Raw genomic sequence first — 18,290 nt, forward strand, 5'->3', positions numbered from 1 at the left:
AGTTTGTCATTTCGAGGAACGAGAAATCTCCACGAGAAGCTCCGTACAGAATGTCGCCAATCTTTGTAGAATTACTTGTGGAGATTTCTCGTTCCTCGAAATGACAAACTAGGCGAAATGTTATTTTAATACTTTGCAGGAGAAAAATCCCAATTTATAAATATCAAAAAGGAATAAAGATGGCTTTTCGGAAAGTAAATTTATTTCGATTTGGATATTTTTGTTTTTGAAAACAGAAGTCGCAAAACCAATTAATTTTAGCTTTTCAAGAAGCTCAAAAGCTTTAATTATTTTACTTTCTTCAGAAGAAATTTTTCCTGAATTATAAAGAACAACTAAGTTTTCCAAAGCCGTTTTTGTTTTGTCTAAAAACACTTCTGAAGTTTCTAAATTCAAGTGAAAAGTTGGGTTTTCGATTCGGGAAATTTCAAAATGATTCTTTTTTAAAACAGAGAAAAAAAGTAAATCTTCGTAACCGTACTTTGTAATCGATTCATCAAAAGGAAATTTCAGAAAAACTTCTTTTTTAATCCATAAATTAGAACTTAAAAGTGCTGAAGTTTCTCTTTTACTGCCATAAATCCAGCGTAAAAGCTTTTCTTTTTCTGGTTTTTTATTTTCATAAATAATGCCACCAAAAACGATTTTTTCTTCGGAATTTGAAATTGCAGAAATATAGTTTTGGATAAAATTATTTTCTGATGGAAAAGTATCGCAATCTAAAATCAACAACCAATCATACTTTGCTTTTTGAGCTAATGAATTGATGTTTTTTCCTCTTCCTAAATTGGTTTCATTTATAAAAAATGAACCATTAGAAAAAGAATTAATTTCTTGATTTAGAATGTTTTTCTGCGAATTTGAAGCGTCGTCCTGACAAAGAATTTCAAAAATAATACCGCATAAATTACATTGCTTTACGAGTTCTTCAGCGAGAGGAAAAGCATTGTAATCATAAACCGGAATTAAAATAGAAAGCATTACACGCTTCTTTGCACCACTTCGAAGATTCTTTCATCTTCGCATTTCAATGTTTTCGATGGGAATTTCATCAATAAAGCATAATCGTGCGTTGCCATGATAACCGTTTTTCCGTTTGCGTTGATGTTTTTAAGTACTTCTAAAACCTCAGAACTTGTTTGTGGGTCAAGGTTTCCTGTTGGTTCATCGGCTAGAATAAATTCAGGGTCGTTTAACAAAGCACGAGCAATCGCAACACGCTGTTGTTCACCGCCAGAAAGCTGGTGAGGCATTTTGTTTAAGAAATCTTTCATTCCAACTTTGTCCAAAACTTCGTCGATTTTGTACTCCATTGCTTCTTTTTCTGTCCAGCCAGTTGCTCTCAAAACAAAAAGCATATTGTCTTTTACAGAACGGTCTGGAAGCAATTTGAAATCCTGAAATACAATCCCAATTTTACGTCTTAAATACGGAATGTCATTTTCTTTTAAAGTTGCCAAATCAAATTCAACTATATGACCTTCGCCTTCCGTAAGAGGTAAATCTGCGTATAAAGTTTTTAAGAAACTACTTTTTCCAGAACCTGTTTTCCCAATGATGTAGATAAATTCACCATGCTGAACATCTAAATTAATGTGAGATATAATTTTTCTTCCTTCTTGATATATAGTGACTTCTTTAAGAGACAGTACGGTTTGTGACATAATAAAATTGATTTGATTGGTAAAAGTAATAAGATAACGGTTGGATTCAAAATAAATTTCAATCATTTCTTAAGAAAATTTCTAGAAAAAGAAATGAAAATTTTAACCATATAAGTAATGTAAGTTCATTTTAGTTAATCTGCTAAAAGAACCTAGCTTATAATTACTTATATGACTTATATGGTTAAAAATCGGTTTTTATTGACCCTTGAAATATCCTCTGTTAAAGATTTGTTCATAATAAAAGCCAGAAACGTTTCGTTATAAACGGTATAAAATGATAAATTTGAATACTAAATAAAACTAAAATGCGTAGACTTTCCTGGTTCTTTTTACTCCAAATTATTCTTATTTCGACCACGGTTTCGGCACAAAAATCAGCTATATATACTTACGAATTAAAGGATTTTGACAAGGCGGTTGCTTTGTACAATGACAAACAATATGCCTCGGCACAGCATATTTTTGAATATGTAAAAAATAATACGGCACCAACTGAAGAAGTAAAATCAGATTGTGCTTATTATATTGCAAACTGCGCCATCAGAACCAATCAGCCAAATGCGGATGCTTTGATGGAAAAATTTGTTGATGACTATCCAACAAGCACCAAACAAAATCAGGCTTACATTGAAGTTGCTCAATATTTCTTCGAACAAGGAAATTATCCAAAAGCTTTGCAATGGTTTGATAAAGTAGATGAAAGTTACATGAGCAAAGCTGATTCTGATAAATTCAATTTCCAGAAAGGATACAGTTATTTTACTGCCAAAAAGAAAAAAGAAGCTACAACGTATTTTAATAAAGTAGTAAACTCTCCTGAATTTGGTTCGCAAGCCAAATATTATTTAGGATTTATGGCTTATGAAGGCGACGATTACAAAGAAGCAACCAAATATTTTGATGAAGTTTCGGGAGAAGAAAAATACAAAGAAAAGCTTTCGTATTATCAGGCCGACATGAATTTCAAACTTGGAAATTTCCAAAAAGCAATTGATTTGGGCCAAAAAGCAATGGCGAAATCAAATGAAATTGAAAAATCAGAATTGAATAAGATTATTGGTGAAAGTTATTTCAACTTAAAACAATATGGAAAAGCGATTCCGTTTTTAGAGCAATATGCTGGTAAAAAAGGAAAATGGAATAATACTGATTTTTATCAATTAGGTTACGCATATTACGAGCAAAAAGAGTACGAAAAAGCCATTTCTCAATTCAATAAAATCATTGAAGGAAAAGATTTCGTAGCGCAAAATGCATATTATCATTTAGGTTTAAGTTATTTGAATACTGGCAAAAAACAAGAAGCTTTAAATGCTTTTAAAAATGCTTCGGAAATGGAATTCAATGCTCAAATTCAGGAAGATGCGGCTTTGAATTATGCTAAATTGAGTTATGATATTGGAAATGCATATCAGACAGTTCCAGGAATTTTGCTTGATTTCTTAAAAAAATATCCAAACAATTCAAGCAAAGCTGAAGTTGAAAAATTATTAGTTGATTCTTATATTTCTACTAAAAACTACAAAGAAGCTTTGGTTTTATTGGAAAAAAATAGAACAGCTGAAAATAAATCGGTGTATCAAAAAGTGCTTTTTTACAGAGGTTTAGAATTATACAACGAATCAAATTATGCTGAAGCTGGAAAAATGTTCAAAAGCGCGATCAGTGAACAAAAAACACCTGAATTTACAGCGCGCGCTACTTTCTGGAAAGCGGAAACAGAATATTTAAATGACGATATGCAAAATGCGTTATTAACGTATAAACAATTTGCCGGCCAAGCAGCCTCAAAATCTACAGAAGAATATAAAAACATCAATTATAATATTGGTTACACGTATTTTAAATTGAAGGAATACGATCAGGCTGCAAACTCGTTTCAGGCACAAATTGATAATTCGCCATCAGATAAAGTTCGTTTAAATGATTCTTATTTGCGTTTGGGAGATTGTCGTTTTGTAACTTCAAAATACAGCGCAGCAAACGAAGCCTACGCAAAAGCTATTGCGGCAAAAGGTGTTGATGCCGATTATGCTCAGTTCCAAAAAGCGCTTTCTTATGGATTCATGTCAAACAATTCAAAGAAAGTTGAAGAATTGAACAACTTTATTCAGATGTACAAAAAATCATCTTATCGTGATGATGCTTTATTCGAATTAGGAAATACGTATGTTGCAGAAAAGAAAAATGATCAAGCAATAAAAACCTATGATCAATTAATTTCAGAGTTCAAAGATGGATCTTTTACTTCAAAAGCCATTTTAAAACAAGGTTTGATTTATTATAATTCAGATCGTGATGAACAAGCGTTGACGAAATTCAAAAAAGTAGCGGCTGAATTCCCAAAAACTCCAGAGGCTTTAGAAGCAGTTGCAACTGCAAGATTAATTTATGTTGATTCAGGAAAAGTAGATGAATATGCAACTTGGGTTAGAACTCTTGATTTTGTTTCGGTTACGGATGCTGAGTTGGATAATGATACTTACGATGCGGCTTTCAAACAATATAGCCAAAATAACGGCAAAACTGCTATTACAGGTTTTGCTGGTTATGTGGGCAAATTTCCTTCGGGATTACATGCTTTAGAAGCTAATTTTTATTTGGCACAATTGTATTATGCTGATGGTTTAGAAATGAAATCGGTTCCAAATTATCAATATGTAATCGATCAACCAAGAAATGAATTTACAGAACAAGCTTTGAATAGATTAGCTCAGATTTTCTTAAAAGCAAAAGACTGCGATAAAGCGATTCCGGTTTTAGTTCGTTTAGAAAAAGAAGCTGATTTTCCTCAGAATAAAACTTTTGCTCAAGCAAACTTGATGAAATGTTATTATGATAAAAAGGATTATGATAATTCGGTTGTTTCTGCTGAAAAAGTATTGGAAAACCCAAAATCAGATGCAGGCGTAAAAGCCGATGCGCAAATCATTGTGGCCCGCGCTGCAATGCAGACTGGAAATGAAGATAAAGCAAAAGTAGCTTATGCTAAACTTTCGGCAACATCAAAAGGAGAATTAGCTGCTGAAGCGTTGTATTATGATGCGTATTTTAAAACAAAAGAAGGAAAATTTGATGCATCGAATGTTTCTGTTCAAAAGCTGGCTAAAAGTTATTCGGCTTACAAATATTACGGAGCGAAAGGTTTGGTTTTAATGGCCAAAAACTTCTACGGATTAAAAGATAGTTATCAGGCGACATATATTTTAGATAACGTAATCAACAACTTTACTGATTTTCCAGATGTTGTTGAAGAAGCAAAAAGAGAATTAAGCGCGATTAAGTTAGAAGAATCTAAAACAAATTCGTCAATTAATAAATAAGAAATTTTAGAAAAAAGAGGCAAGAAACAAGAAACAAGATGCAAGATTTCTGAAAAAGTCTTTCTTCTTGGCTCTTTTCTCTACGGTCTCAAAAAAAAGAAAGAAATGAGTTTACCTTTTTATATAGTTGATGTTTTTGCCGATAAAAAATATGCTGGAAATCAGTTGGCAGTTTTTATGGATGCAGAAAAATTAAGTACGCAGGAAATGCAACAGATAGCGCGCGAAATCAATTTTGCGGAAAGCACATTTGTAACAAAATTGGACAGAGAAAACAATAAAGCAGAGATTAGAATATTTACTCCGGCGCATGAAATGCAGTTTGCAGGTCATCCGATAATTGGAACTTCATGGGTTTTGATGAACAAAATATTTGAAAATTCTCCAAACGAAATAAAACTTGAAGTACCGATTGGACCCATTGCTATTCATAAATCTGACGATTTGATTTGGTTAAAAGCAGCACAGCCAAAATTTTGGGATGTTTTTTCGAAAGAAGATTTTACGCTATTCAGTAATTTGAAAGTGAGTGATTTTGAAAATCAGTTTCCAATTCAGGAAGTGACCACCGGAAGTGCTTTTGTAATGGTGGGATTAAGCAGTAAAAAAGCGTTAGAAAATCTGGTTTTAGATAAAGACAAAGCAGATCAGTGGATGAAAAATCATTGTAAAACAGATCACAGAGGCTTATATTTTTATTATCTGGAAGGTTCAAAATTATTTAGCCGAATGTTATGTGTTGAACACAATCAATTGGTAGAAGACGCGGCAACCGGAAGCGCAAGTACCTGTTTGCAAGCCTTTCTTTTAAAATATCACATACCGCAATTTGAATTGATTAATTACCAAGGAGATTATATTGGCCGTCCGTCACAAATTTATTTCAAAGGAAAAGTAACTGATACTAATTTTGATATAAATATTGGCGGAAAAGCGCAGTTTGTGGCTAAAGGCGAGTGGGAAGCTTAGATTGAGAAAATAGAATATAGAAGAAAGAGTCAAGAAGAAAGATTCAAGATCAAATATAGAAACTAGAAAAAGATAGAGAAAATAGAAATAGGAGAGAAGTCTTTCTTCTTGGTTCTAACTTCTTTTCTCTAAAAAAGAAAGAAATATGAAAATTAAGTGCCGAAATAAAATTATCGTTTTACTAGTATTGTTTGCCTGTCAGCTTTCGTTTTCGCAAAAGAAAAATGAAACTATTGGAACTGAAACAGTAAATGTTGTAAAACCTTATTCGCCAACAATATCAGATGCTTTTAAAGTGAAAGAAACACCTTCGCTTGACGATTCTGGGAATCAGCCTAAAGAAACTATTAAATATAGTATTTTGTCGGTTCCAGTGGCATCGACTTTTACGCCTTCAAAGGGAAATGCACAAGCGGTTGATAAATCTAAAAAAGAAAGATTATTCAATAATTATGCAACTGTGGGAGTTGGAAATTATGGGACTTTAAACGCCGAATTGTTTGTAACGCAGGATTTAGGAAACAATGATTATGTGGCTGGAATGCTTCGTCATCATTCTTCGCAAGGTGGCATAAAAGATGTGAACTTAAATGATGAATTTTATGACACAGCCTTAAATGTTGGTTATGGCGTAATCAATCGCGATATGTCTTGGGGAGTTGATTTAGGTTATCAAAATCAATTATACAATTGGTACGGTTTGCCAGTAGATTTTGGAGCAAGTTTGGCTCCACAAACACAGGATGATTTAATAAGAGGAATTAATCCGAATCATTCTTATAATACAATTTCATTAGGTGGAAATATAGAATTTAACGAAGGAATTTTTAGCAAAATCTCATCACGATTTACCCATTTTTCGGATAGTTTTTCTTCTTCCGAAAATCGTTTTTATTTAAAACCAACTTTTAAAGTTGATGTAATGGATCAAGCCATAAATACGAATGTTATTATTGATCATGTTAGTGGTTCTTTCGAAAATAATTACACTTTAACGAATACAGAGCCGGTAAAATACAGTTTGACTAATTTTGGGATAGAGCCAAGTTTTGTAATTCATGAAAACGAGTGGACGCTTGAATTGGGTGCTGGTTTATTTTATGCTTTGGATTCTGAAAACAGCGGAAACAAGTTTTATATTTATCCAAAAGTAGATGCTTCGTATAAATTAGTAGGTGATTTAATGATTTTCTATACGGGAGTAAATGGAACTTTAAATCAGAATTCGTATGCTGATTTTGTGACGCAAAATCCGTTTTTATCGCCAACTTTAGAGATGAGACCGAGCAGTACGCAATACAATGTTTTTGCTGGATTGAAAGGTAAATTGGCAAATAATATCAGTTATAATTTGACAGGTTCATTCTTAAATGAAAAAGAAAAAGCGCTGTTTAAGAGCAATGATTATACGGTAGATTTTTCGAATGAAAATTATGCTAACGGAAACTCTTTTGGAGTGGTTTATGACAACGTAAGAACACTTCGTTTTTATGGAGAATTAAAAGCGGATTTTTCGCAAAATGTTTCTTTTGGAATCAACGGAACTTTTAATAGTTATAAAACAGATGGTTTAGAAGCTTGGAATTTGCCATCGATGAAAATTAGCTCAAATTTAGATGTTAATATCACGAAACAATGGTACGCTGGATTGAATGTTTTCTTTGTAGGAGAGCGTAAAGACATGCAGACTAATTTTGATGATGCAACTCTTGGTGTTCCAGTTACTTTAAAAAGCTATTTTGATGCTAATGCACATTTGGGATATAAATATAACGAACGTTTGACTTTCTTCTTGAAACTAAACAATATTGGAAATCAAGCTTATGAAAGATGGCTGAATTATCCTGTTCAAGGATTTCAGGTTTTAGTAGGAGGTAATTATAAATTCGATTTTTAAGTGGTTTTCCCACAAAGACTTTGAGGCACGAAGTTTTAAACATTAAGTGCCTTTTTTAGCCATGATTTCATGAATTTTTTGGAGTAAATTCGTGATTTCATGGCTATTTTTTTTTAATTTTATTTTATGAAAATTAAGCTAAGACAAGAAAAGAAAGATGATTTTGAAAGCGTTTTTCAATTGATAGAAAAAGCTTTTGAAAAGGAAGAATACAGCGATCACAAAGAACAATTTTTGGTTGAAAATTTACGAAAATCGGAAGCATTTATTCCGGAACTGTCAATTGTAGCCGAAGTTGAGAACAAAATTGTCGGGCATATTTTATTTACCAAATTGGAGATAAAAAATGAAACTCAAACTTTTCCGTCATTAGCATTGGCTCCAGTTTCTGTTTTGCCAGAATTTCAAGGAAAAGGAATTGGTTCGAAATTGATTTTACACGGTCACAAAGTGGCAGAAGAATTAGGATATAAATCGGTTATTTTATTAGGCCATCAGGATTATTATCCAAGATTTGGATATGAACTTTGCGAAAAATACAATATCAAAATGCCATTTGATGTTCCTGCCGAAAACTGTATGGTAATTGCACTTGCAAAAGATGGGCTGAAAGACGTAAGTGGAGAAGTAGTTTATCCTAAAGCTTTTTTCGAATAAAAATTTAATTAAAGAAAAAACCTTTGCACCTTTGCATCTCACAACCTCAGTACCTCAAAAATGACTTTCAAACAAAAAATATATTCTCATTACTTACAAATGGTTCAAGACCGAATTGATGTTTTTAAAGATATGATTTCTGGCTTGACCGAAGATTCTAAAAACGATGCAAAAGGTTCGGCTGGTGATAAACATGAAACGGCTTTGTCGATGATGCATATCGAACAGGAAAAACTGACCAACAAATTAAAAGAAGCGATTGACCAAAAAGGAATTTTGGATAAAATCGATCCGGTAAAAACTACAGAAAATATAGTTTTAGGAAGCTTAGTAAAAGCAAACGGAATTTATTTATATGTAAGTGTAGCGCTTCCTAAAATTGCAATTGACGGAATTAACGTTATTGCACTTTCTCCGCAATCTCCTCTAGGAAATCATTTAATGGGAAATAAAGTCGGGTTTCAATTTGAAATTAATAAGACGCATTATACGATTCAGAGTGTTGAATAAGTGCTACTATCTTTCTCGAAGTTTTTCGTAGTCTTGTCATTTCGAGGAACGAGAAATCTCCACAAGTAACTCCGTAAAGATAATCCAATCTTTGTAGAGCTTTTCGCGGAGATTTCTCGTTCCTCGAAATGACAAACTGCATGTTATTATCAAATATCAATATTGTACAAAGAATAATTCCTGAACACCTTTTTATGTATTGTTTGTGAATCTTTCATTGATATTTGAATATCTTAAAATTTAATTCAAATATTTCTTTAAAACCTTAAATTTTACTCGTGTTTTCTCTTCAAAATTGAAATTTTCAAGTTTAGGCCTTTTTTCTGTGTTAAAATTTTACATTTTATATGTAAAATTAAAAATATGATTTAAAATTATAACCTAAACAACTATTTGTGTTTTTCAATTATAACCATTACCGCATCTTTGCCTTATCAAATTAAAATTTACAAAATAAAAATATAGAATTATGTGTGGAATTGTATGTGCCTTTGATCTAAAACAAAAAGCCGAAACTTTAAGACCTCAAGTATTAGAAATGTCTAAAATCATTCGTCACCGCGGACCAGACTGGAGCGGAATTTACAGCAATGATAAAGCAATTCTTTCGCATGAGCGTTTGGCGATTGTAGATCCAGCTTCAGGAAAACAACCTTTATTTACGGAAGATAAAAAATTGGTTTTGGCTGCAAACGGTGAAATTTACAATCACAGAGATCTTCGCAAACAATTTGAAGGGAAATACAACTTTCAAACAGAAAGCGATTGCGAAGTTATTTTGGCACTTTATAAAGAAAAAGGACCTCATTTTGTTGATGAAATGAACGGAATCTTCGGATTTGCAATTTATGATGTTGATAAAGACGAATATTTTGTTGCTCGTGACCATATGGGAATTATTCCATTATATATTGGTTGGGATCAGCACGGAACTTTCTATGTAGCTTCTGAATTAAAAGCTTTAGAAGGATATTGTACAAAAATCGAATTATTCCCTCCAGGACATTATTTATCAAGCAAAGACGGTCAATTTGTACAATGGTACAAAAGAGACTGGACAGAATATGATGCAGTAAAAGACAACGAAACAAGCATTCCAGAAATTAAAAAAGCGCTAGAAGCAGCGGTTCACAGACAATTAATGAGTGATGTTCCTTATGGAGTTTTACTTTCAGGAGGTTTAGATTCTTCTATTACTTCGGCTGTTGCTAAAAAATATGCAAAAAACAGAATCGAGTCTGATGATACAACAGAAGCTTGGTATCCGCAATTGCACTCGTTTTCAGTTGGTTTAGAAGGTTCTCCTGATTTAGCTGCAGCAAGAAAAGTGGCAGATCACATTGGAACAATTCACCATGAAATTAAATTTACAATTCAAGAAGGTTTAGATGCTGTTCGTGATGTAATTTACAACTTAGAAACGTATGATGTAACTACAGTAAGAGCTTCAACTCCAATGTGGTTGATGGCGAGAGTTATCAAATCAATGGGAATTAAAATGGTTCTTTCTGGAGAAGGTGCAGATGAGTTGTTTGGAGGATATTTATATTTCCACAAAGCACCAAATGCTAGAGAATTCCACGAAGAAAATGTTCGTAAATTGAGCAAACTTCACATGTACGACTGTTTACGTGCAAACAAAAGTTTGGCAGCATGGGGAATCGAAGGCCGTGTACCTTTCTTAGACAAAGAATTTATGGATGTTGCAATGCGCATCAACCCACAAGATAAAATGATCAACAAAGAACACCCAATGGAAAAATGGGTAGTTCGTAAAGCTTTTGAAGAAATGCTTCCTGAAAGTGTTGCATGGAGACAAAAAGAACAATTTTCTGACGGAGTAGGATACAGCTGGATTGATACTTTGAAAGAAGTTGTGGGCAGAGAAGTTTCGGATGAGCAATTGGCAAATGCGAAATACAAATTCCCATTGCAGACACCAACTTCAAAAGAAGAATATTATTACCGTTCAATTTTTACAGAACATTTCCCAAGTGATGCTGCTGCATTATGTGTGCCTCAGGAAGCGAGCGTTGCGTGCAGTACAAAAATCGCTTTAGAATGGGATGAAGCTTTCAAAAACATGAACGATCCTTCTGGAAGAGCTGTAGCAAGTGTTCATGACGATGCTTATGTGAAAGCCTAAATAAGTTAATTTCTTAGAATTAGTATATATTTTTTTGAAAACGTTCTCTTAATTGAGGACGTTTTTCTTGTCTTAAATTATTTAGATTGAATGTTTTTAATTGGTTAAGAAGGATTTAAGTAATGATTAGGCTTTCTTTTTTATATTTGGCATTCGTTGAAATAAAGTTAAATGCCTGATATTATAATAGGATTATTAAGGAAAAGCAGAAAATAATATTTAGTTTTGCTGCAGATTATAAAGTATAATCGTTTTTGCAGCTAATTGGCTTCATAGAGTGAGTTTGAAGAAAATAATAAGTAAAAAAAATTAGAGTATGTCTGGATTATTGGCCGTAATAGGCAAAGGAAAAGACCCTAAACTTGTACAAGATCTTTCAGCAAGAATGTCTCATCGCGGACCAGATGAGAGTGACTTGCACATTATGGATAACGGAAGTGTGCTTTGCCACGAAAGCTTATCAATTGTTGACTTAAATACGGGCAAACAGCCTATTCAAGGAACAAATAGAGCGTGGATGATTCATGATGGTGAAATCTACAATTACCAAGAATTAAAAAATACAATTTTAAAAGAACATACGTTCAGAACCAATTCTGATTCGGAAGTGATTGTTCATTTGTATGAAGAATTTGGATACAATTTCTGTAATAAGCTTGATGGAGATTTTGCTTTCGTTATAATCGATGGAGATGATTATATCGCAGGAAGAGATCCAATTGGTGTAAAACCATTGTATTACGGATTAGATGAAAGAGGAAGAATCTATTTTTCGTCTGAAATGAAATCAATTGCAGATCAATGCAAATCGTTTTCAACTTTTCCTCCAGGACATTATTATACTGCAAAAACTGGTTTTGTGAAATATTATCAGCCAGAATGCGAGGATCATAAAAAAGCGATAGAAAACCTAGATTTAGCCTTAATTCGTGAGAGTTTAATTGAGGCAACTCGCAAGCGTTTACTAAGCAATGTTCCGTTAGGAGCTGTATTGTCTGGAGGTCTAGATACCTCTTTGATTTCGTCTATTACTTCAAGACTTTTAAAAGAAAACGGAGAAAAACTGCATACATTTTCTATCGGTTTAAATGCTGATGCACCTGATAATATTGCGGCAAGAAAAGCGGCAACATTTTTAGGAACGGAACATCATGAAGTTCATTTTTCTGTTGAAGAAGGTGTCAAAGTATTGGAACAAGTAATTTATCATATTGAAACGTATGATATTATTTCAGTACGATCTGGCGTACCAATGTATTTGTTGTCTAAAGCAATTGCCGATGCAGGAATAAAAGTTATTCTTTCAGGTGAAGGTGCCGATGAGATTTTTGGCGGACATTTATATTTTAGAAATGCTCCTTCCACAGAAGCATTTCAGGATGAAACTATTGAAAGAGTTCAAAAGTTGTTTACGGCAGATTTGCTTCGTGTTGATAAAACAACAATGGCGCATGGTTTAGAGGCTAGAGTTCCATTTTTGGATACATCATTTTTAGATGTTGCCATCCGAATTAAACCAGAAGAAAAACAGCCAAAAACGTATGATGGCATCGAAAAATATATTTTAAGAAAAGCATTTGATACTCCAGAAGATCCTTATTTGCCGACAGAAGTTTTATGGCGTCAGAAAGAGCAGTTTTCAGATGGAGTAGGTTACAAATGGGTTGATGAATTAATTGAATATTGTGCTTCGCAAATAACAGATGAACAACTGGCTGGTGCAAGTGCAGAATTCCCATACAATTCTCCAACAACTAAAGAAGCCTATTTGTACAGAAGTATTTTTCATAAATATTATCCGCAAGTAAGTGCTGCACAAACAGTACGTAAATGGATTCCGAAATGGCAGGATAATCTTGATCCAAGTGGAAGAGCAAATGCTGCACACGTAAAAGCACCTGGCGTTGAGCTTTCTAAATCCTAAATTGAATTTTAAATAAAGTTTTTCAAAAACTATACATTATAAAAAACCGAGACCGCATTTTAAATGTGGTTTCGGTTTTTTTTATTCTCAATTTTTAATATTTACGGAATGCCGTAAAATATTAAAAGTAAGTTAATAAGGGGTTTCTGTTTAAGAAAAATATTATATTTGGTTACCAAGAATAATATAAATTCAAACCATTTAACAATCTATGAAAAACCTATTACTAAGCGGAATTTTATGCTGCTCATTATTTTCGTTGAGTCCAGTTTGTGCGCAAAAAAAGGTAGCGCCTAAAGAGACACCTAAATTTATTACCAATGTCGAAGGTGTCAAAGAATATTCTTTAAAAAATGGATTAAAAGTTCTTTTGATTCCAGATGCTTCACAAAGCAACATGGTAGTCAATATTGTTTATAATGTAGGTTCTAGAAATGAAGGTTATGGAGAGAAGGGAATGGCGCATTTGCTAGAACACATGCTTTTTAAAAGTACCAAAAATCTAGGAGATATTAAAAAAATGCTTTCGGATAAAGGAGGAAATGCGAACGGAACAACTTGGATGGACCGAACAAACTACTACGAAGTTTTTCCCTCAAATGATGAAAATTTAAAATGGAGTTTGGAAATGGAAGCGGACAGAATGGTAAACGCGACTATTTTACAAACCGATCTTGATAAAGAATTTTCAGTGGTAAGAAATGAGTTTGAAATTGGAGAAAATAATCCAGACGGAGTTTTGCAAGAGCGCATTCTTTCAACTGCTTACTTGTGGCATAATTACGGAAACAGTACAATTGGAAGCAAGGAAGATATTGAGCGAGTAAGAGCAAATACGCTTCGTGTTTTCTATGAAAAATACTATCAGCCAGATAATGCAACTGTTATTGTGGCGGGTAAATTTGATGAGCAAAAAGCATTGCAATATGTGGGGCAGTATTTTGGAGCAATTCCGAGACCAAAAAGAGTTTTGGATAAAACCTATACAATTGAGCCAGCACAAGATGGTGAAAAATACGTAGAGCTTAAAAGAGCAGGAGACAGCAAAAATGTTGGCGCTTTGTACCATACAGCATCTTACGCGGATAAAGATTATGCGGCGATTGATGCATTAGGCGAAATCTTGACTGCAGATCCATCGGGATATTTGTATAAATCTTTAATTGAAACTCAAAAAGCATCAAATGTTTATTTTTGGCAACCTACAGTGAGAGATGCTAGTTATATTTATTTTGGTGTATCGGTTCCTAATGACAAAGATGTTAAAGAAACCAAAGAAATTGTTAGAGCTGAACTTGATAAAATTGCAACAACAAAATATACAGATCAAGACGTAAGTAGAGCTCAGGCAAAAATCATCAAGCAAATTGAAGCGGTTAAAAATAACACGATTTCTTATGCTATAAATATGACTGAAATTATTGGAGCTGGAGACTACAGATTAGGATTTTTGTATCGAGATGCAATTGAGAAATTGACTAAAGAGGATATACAAAGAGTTGCTGAGAAATATTTTAGAGCAAATAACAGAACTGTTGGTGTGTTTATCCCTTCTAAAGATGAAGTGCGCGTAAAAACAAATGAATTGACAGATGAGCAGTTAATTGCTTTTACTAAAGATTATAAAGGAAAAGCTTTAGAGAAAGAAGCAGCTCCGTTTGAAGCTTCGATCAAAAACCTAAAACAGAATTATGTTGAAGGAAAATTATCGAATGGAATAAAATATGGCCTAATCAAAAAAGAAATTAAAGGAGGAAAAGTTCAGGCTAGTTTTAAATTTCCGGTAAGTAATGAGAAAGATTTAGCTGGTAAAAGTGATGTTGGCGGAATTCTTGCGCAATTATTAAAAACAGGAACAAAAACACAGACGAAAGAGCAAATTCAGGATCGTTTAGATAAATTGAAATCTTCTGTTAATTTTAATTTTTCGAGACAAACTTTATCGGTTAGCGTTAGTACTTACAAAGAAAATTTTAAAGAAGTAATGGGGATTTTAGCAGATTTACTGACTAATTCGACTTTCCCAGAAAATGAATTAACTAAAACAATTAGCGAGTACAATACGTATTTGGAATCTAGTTTAAATGATCCGCAATCTGTTGCTTTTACAGCAGTTTCAAGACAGACTACAAACTACTCAAAAGAAAGCATTTTTTATACACCAACTATTCAAGAGCAAATAGATGCTTTTAAAAAGATAAAACAGTCAGAAATCGTTGATTTTTATACGAATATATTAGGAGGAAATAATGGTGTTGGAAGTGTTGTTGGTGATTTAGATGCAAAAACAACTGGAGAGATTTTAGAAAGTACATTTGGAAAATGGAATTCTAAATCGAAATACGAACTTGCGAAACCAACTTATTTTGAAACACAAAAACAAGACAAAGATATTATCACGCCAGATAAGGAAAATGCTGTTGCTCTGGGAAGAATAAGCTTTAAAATGGATCGAAAAAGTGCTGATTATCCTGCATTTATCATGGCAAATGAAATTTTAGGGAGCGGTGGTTTTTTAAGTGCTAGAATCCCAATGCGATTGAGAGAAAAAGAAGGTATAAGCTACGGTGCTGGTTCTTTTATTGATGTGCCAATTACTAGTGATGTTGCGGCTTGGTCGTATTATGCATTTTTAAATCCGACGAAAAAGAATGCTGTTGAAACTGCTGCAAAAGAGGAAATTGCAAAAGCTTTAAAAGACGGATTTACTGCTGAAGAATTGAAATCAAATTTAGTAAGCTGGCAAAATGAAAGAAAAACAAGATTAGGAGTTGATAATACTTTAATGGAATTATCAAATACGTATTTGCAGTACGGAATTCCTTTGGAAGATTATGATCAGCTTGAAGCTAAAGTAAAAGCACTGAAAGTGGAAGAAGTAAACAGTGTTTTGAAAAAGTATCTTTCTCTGGATAAAATGAGTTCAGTTTATGCTGGAGATTTTAACAAAAAATAATAAAAGAGAAGAAATTCCAATTATTTTATCCCGAAGCATCGGGATAAAATAATTGGAATTTAAAATGGAATGTACTTTTTTTTATTGGCTTTTTTTGACAATATGTTAATAACTTAAGCGCTTTAAATGGTATTTTAACGGATATATAATTTGCGTTTTTATATATTTGCGTGTTAGACAATAATTACATTTTTTAGGATAAATTATATGAGCGAAGAAATCAAGAAGAACAATTATTCAGCAGATAGTATTCAGGCATTAGAAGGAATGGAGCACGTAAGAATGCGTCCATCGATGTATATTGGAGATGTGGGGGTTCGAGGGCTTCATCATTTGGTTTATGAAGTAGTTGACAACTCTATTGATGAGGCAATGGGAGGTCATTGCGATACAATTGGAGTTGCTATAAATGAAGACGGTTCGATTACTGTTGAGGACAACGGTCGTGGTATTCCTGTAGATTTACATAAAAAAGAAGGCGTTTCTGCACTTGAGGTTGTAATGACTAAAATTGGTGCAGGAGGTAAATTTGATAAAGATTCTTATAAAGTTTCCGGAGGACTTCACGGTGTTGGGGTTTCTGTTGTAAATGCACTTTCGGTTCATATGAAATCTACTGTTTTTAGAGATGGTAAAATTTACGAACAAGAATACGAAAGAGGAAAATCATTATATCCGGTAAAACAAATCGGTGAAACGGAGAAAAGAGGTACACGTCAGACATTTTATCCTGATAATACCATCTTTACACAAACTACAGAATTCTCATACGATACTTTATCTGCTCGTATGCGTGAGCTTTCTTTCTTAAATAAAGGAATCACAATCACGTTTACAGATAAAAGAGAAGTTGATGAAAAAGGTGAATTTAAAAGCGAAGTTTTCCATTCTGATGAAGGATTAAAAGAATACATCCGTTATTTAGATGGTAACCGTGAGCCTATCATTTCTCATGTTATCAGCATGGATCACGAAAAAGGTGAAATTCCAGTTGAAGTTGCTTTGATTTACAATACAAGTTATACAGAAAATATTTTTTCTTACGTAAACAATATTAATACACACGAAGGAGGAACGCATTTACAAGGTTTTAGAAGTGGTTTGACAAGAACGCTTAAAAAATATGCCGATGCTTCTGGAATGTTGGATAAATTAAAGTTTGAAATCTCTGGGGATGATTTCCGTGAAGGTTTAACAGCAATTATTTCTGTAAAAGTAGCTGAGCCTCAGTTTGAAGGTCAGACAAAAACAAAACTTGGAAATAGAGAAGTAGTTTCTCCAGTTTCTCAGGCTGTTGGAGAAATGTTGGAAAATTATTTGGAAGAAAATCCAAATGATGCTCGTATTATTATCCAAAAAGTAATCTTAGCTGCACAAGCACGTCACGCTGCAAAAAAAGCACGTGAAATGGTACAACGTAAAACCGTTATGGGCGGTGGTGGATTGCCAGGAAAATTATCAGATTGTTCAGAGCAAGATCCAGCTAGATGTGAGGTTTACTTAGTCGAGGGAGATTCGGCAGGTGGAACTGCAAAACAAGGTCGTGACCGTAACTTTCAAGCAATTTTACCTTTACGTGGTAAGATCTTGAACGTTGAAAAAGCGATGCATCATAAAGTATTCGAAAACGAAGAGATCAGAAATATCTTTACTGCTTTAGGAGTAACAGTTGGTACTGCAGAAGATAGTAAAGCACTTAATATTGAAAAACTAAGATATCACAAAGTAATCATCATGTGTGATGCCGATGTCGATGGTAGTCACATTTCTACCTTAATATTAACGTTCTTTTTCCGTTTCATGAAAGAGCTTATTGAAGAAGGGCACGTGTATATCGCTGCGCCACCTTTGTATATGGTGAAAAAAGGAAACAAAAAAGAATATGCTTGGAACGATGTACAACGTGATCAGGCTAACGAAAGAATGGGTGGAAGTGCAAACATTCAACGTTATAAAGGTCTTGGAGAGATGAATGCGGAGCAGTTGTGGGAAACGACAATGGATCCGAACTTCAGAACTTTACGTCAGGTAACTATTGACAGTCTTGCTGAAGCTGACCGTGTTTTCTCTATGTTAATGGGTGACGAAGTACCGCCTCGTAGAGAATTTATCGAGAAAAATGCGGTTTACGCAAATATTGACGCATAAAATGAAAAATTAATAATTCCAATTCGTTTAATTGTTTAAATTTACTAGACAATTAAACGAATTGTCTGTTTAAGGAATAGACAAATTAATAAC

At 33.5% G+C, this 18,290-nt stretch carries 11 protein-coding genes; 9 read left to right on the forward strand and 2 right to left on the reverse strand.

The features are described 5' to 3' along the window. Positions 1–120: 120 nt before the first annotated feature. Both RB619_RS00825 and RB619_RS00830 read right to left on the reverse strand, forming a co-directional pair. Positions 121–981, reverse strand: a complete 861-nt coding sequence (locus tag RB619_RS00825) for a glycosyltransferase (RefSeq protein ID WP_308092896.1) — start codon at positions 979–981, stop codon at positions 121–123. After that, positions 981–1,664: an ATP-binding cassette domain-containing protein gene (locus RB619_RS00830; RefSeq protein ID WP_308092898.1), complete on the reverse strand. Its 684-nt coding sequence runs from the start codon at positions 1,662–1,664 to the stop codon at positions 981–983. Before RB619_RS00830 ends, RB619_RS00825 begins: the two co-directional genes overlap by 1 nt. Positions 1,665–1,972: 308 nt before the next feature. Between RB619_RS00830 and RB619_RS00835 the strand changes: the two genes are divergently transcribed. From RB619_RS00835 to gyrB, 9 genes are all read left to right on the forward strand, one after another. Beyond that, positions 1,973–4,990 carry a tetratricopeptide repeat protein gene (locus tag RB619_RS00835; protein WP_308092910.1) on the forward strand — a complete coding sequence of 1,006 codons (3,018 nt, stop codon included), beginning with the start codon at positions 1,973–1,975 and terminating at the stop codon, positions 4,988–4,990. 105 nt (positions 4,991–5,095) lie between these two features. Further along, positions 5,096–5,959, forward strand: coding sequence for a PhzF family phenazine biosynthesis protein (locus RB619_RS00840; RefSeq protein ID WP_308092914.1), 864 nt, complete (start codon positions 5,096–5,098; stop codon positions 5,957–5,959). 145 nt (positions 5,960–6,104) lie between these two features. Continuing rightward, positions 6,105–7,856, forward strand: coding sequence for a TonB-dependent receptor (locus tag RB619_RS00845; protein WP_308092917.1), 1,752 nt, complete (start codon positions 6,105–6,107; stop codon positions 7,854–7,856). A 126-nt stretch (positions 7,857–7,982) separates the two neighbouring features. Further along, complete coding sequence (locus tag RB619_RS00850; protein WP_308092919.1) at positions 7,983–8,513, forward strand: N-acetyltransferase; 531 nt, start codon at positions 7,983–7,985, stop codon at positions 8,511–8,513. Between the two features lie 60 nt (positions 8,514–8,573). Beyond that, positions 8,574–9,023: a hypothetical protein gene (locus tag RB619_RS00855; RefSeq protein WP_308092922.1), complete on the forward strand. Its 450-nt coding sequence runs from the start codon at positions 8,574–8,576 to the stop codon at positions 9,021–9,023. A 469-nt stretch (positions 9,024–9,492) separates the two neighbouring features. Continuing rightward, the gene (gene asnB, locus RB619_RS00860; protein WP_308092924.1) at positions 9,493–11,169 is read left to right on the forward strand and encodes an asparagine synthase B; all 1,677 of its coding nucleotides are present in this window, start codon (positions 9,493–9,495) and stop codon (positions 11,167–11,169) included. A gap of 316 nt (positions 11,170–11,485) precedes the next feature. Continuing rightward, the gene (asnB, locus tag RB619_RS00865) at positions 11,486–13,093 is read left to right on the forward strand and encodes an asparagine synthase B (protein ID WP_308092927.1); all 1,608 of its coding nucleotides are present in this window, start codon (positions 11,486–11,488) and stop codon (positions 13,091–13,093) included. Positions 13,094–13,304: 211 nt separating this feature from the next. Then, complete coding sequence (locus tag RB619_RS00870) at positions 13,305–16,049, forward strand: pitrilysin family protein (protein ID WP_308092930.1); 2,745 nt, start codon at positions 13,305–13,307, stop codon at positions 16,047–16,049. Positions 16,050–16,256: 207 nt separating this feature from the next. After that, positions 16,257–18,197, forward strand: a complete 1,941-nt coding sequence (gene gyrB, locus RB619_RS00875; protein WP_308092932.1) for a DNA topoisomerase (ATP-hydrolyzing) subunit B — start codon at positions 16,257–16,259, stop codon at positions 18,195–18,197. The last annotated feature ends 93 nt before the right edge of the window (positions 18,198–18,290 follow it).

The sequence above is a fragment of the Flavobacterium sp. LHD-80 genome (assembly GCF_030929605.1).
Lineage (GTDB): Bacteria > Bacteroidota > Bacteroidia > Flavobacteriales > Flavobacteriaceae > Flavobacterium.